At 65.2% G+C, this 1,708-nt stretch carries 2 protein-coding genes; one reads left to right on the forward strand and one right to left on the reverse strand.

Annotated elements, in window-relative coordinates; genetic code table 11:
- A partial coding sequence (locus U1700_RS14375) for a Clp protease N-terminal domain-containing protein (protein ID WP_332753378.1) occupies nt 1-826 on the reverse strand: 826 nt, incomplete at its 3' end.
- Between the two features lie 212 nt (nt 827-1,038).
- On the opposite strand from U1700_RS14375, the gene U1700_RS14380 reads away from it, so the two are divergent.
- A partial coding sequence (locus U1700_RS14380; protein ID WP_332753379.1) for a M16 family metallopeptidase occupies nt 1,039-1,708 on the forward strand: 670 nt, incomplete at its 3' end.

Below are 1,708 nucleotides of genomic sequence, written 5' to 3' on the forward strand. Positions count from 1 at the left end.
TGTCGCCCTCGGCGGCCTTCACCTCGTCGAGCACGCCCTTCAGTCGCTCCTCGAACTCGCCGCGATATTTCGCGCCTGCGATCAGCGCGCCCATGTCGAGCGCCATCAGCTTGCGGTCCTTCAGCGTATCCGGCACGTCGCCATTGGCGATGCGCAGCGCCAAGCCTTCGGCGATCGCGGTCTTGCCGACGCCGGGTTCGCCGATCAGCGCGGGATTGTTCTTGGTCCGGCGCGCCAGAATCTGGATGGTGCGGCGGATTTCCTCGTCGCGGCCGATGACGGGGTCGAGCTTGCCGTCGCGGGCCACCTGGGTCAGGTCGCGGGCGAACTTCTTGAGTGCGTCGTAACGGTCCTCCGCCCCCGCCGTGTCGGCGGTGCGGCCCTGGCGCAGCTGTTCGATCGCGCCGTTCAGGCTCTGCGGATTGACGCCGCCCGCCGCCAGCGCCTTGCCCGCCGCATTGTTCGAGGCCAGCGCGAGCGCCAGCAGCAGCCGCTCGACGGTGACGAAGCTGTCGCCCGCCTTTTGCGCAACCTGTTCGGCCTGGTCGAGCACGCGGACCAGATCATTGTCGAGGCCGGGCGAGCTTTGCGCGCCCGAGCCGGAGACGGCCGGAATTTTGGCCAGTGCCGCGTCGGTCTCGCGCTCGACGCGCTTGGCGTCGCCGCCCGCCGCCTGGATCAGGCTGGACGCCATGCCCTGATCGTCCTCGATCAAGGCCTTCAGGAGATGTTCGGGGGCGATACGCTGATGGCTGTTGCGGATCGCCACGGTTTGCGCGGCTTGCAGAAAGCCTTTCGCACGGTCGGTAAATTTTTCGAGGTTCATCTGGGGTTCCTGTCGCTTTCCAGGTCAGATGGTGTTGCAATTTAGCAACACAAGGGGTGGGCGGAGTTTCCGTTGCGAACAACATGGGAAGGCCGTTTCGATTGCGAAAGGGTGCCGTCGCGAACGCCAAAAATTCCGTCAAAACGGCGGATTGCGGTCCCCGGTGCGCCCGCTATGCTCGTACCATACACCGAGTGGGGAGACTCAAAGCAATGCGTATCAAATCCGTGGCGCTGACCGGCGCCGCCGCCCTTGCGTTCGTCGTGCCGGGGCAGGCCGTACTGGCCCAGGCGGCGGCGAAGGCCGTCCCGACCACCAAGGCCGCACCCGTCGCCTCGTTGGTGAAGGCGGTCGACATCCCCTATCAGACCTTCACTCTGAAGAACGGCCTTCGCGTCGTCGTCCACACCGACCGCAAGGCGCCCGTCGTCGCGGTCAGCGTCTGGTATGACGTCGGATCGAAGCATGAGCCCAAAGGCAAGACGGGCTTTGCGCACCTCTTCGAGCATCTGATGTTCAACGGATCGGAAAATGCGCCGGGCGACTTCTTCGCACCGCTCAAGTCGGTAGGCGCGACCGACTATAACGGCACCACCTATTTCGACCGGACCAATTATTTCGAGACGGTGCCGACCGCCGCGCTCGACCGCGCATTGTTCCTGGAATCGGATCGCATGGGCTATCTGCTCGGCGCGGTGACGCAAAGCGTGCTCGACGAGCAGCGCGGCGTCGTCCAGAACGAGAAGCGCCAGGGAGACAACCAGCCCTACGGCCTGACCCAGTACAAGGTCCTGAGCGGCCTGTTCCCCGAGGGGCATCCCTACGCCCACTCCACCATCGGTTCGATGGCCGACCTCGACCAGGCCTCGCTGGGGACGGTGA

It is taken from the genome of Sphingomonas sp. RB1R13, assembly GCF_036663775.1.
GTDB lineage: Bacteria > Pseudomonadota > Alphaproteobacteria > Sphingomonadales > Sphingomonadaceae > Sphingomicrobium.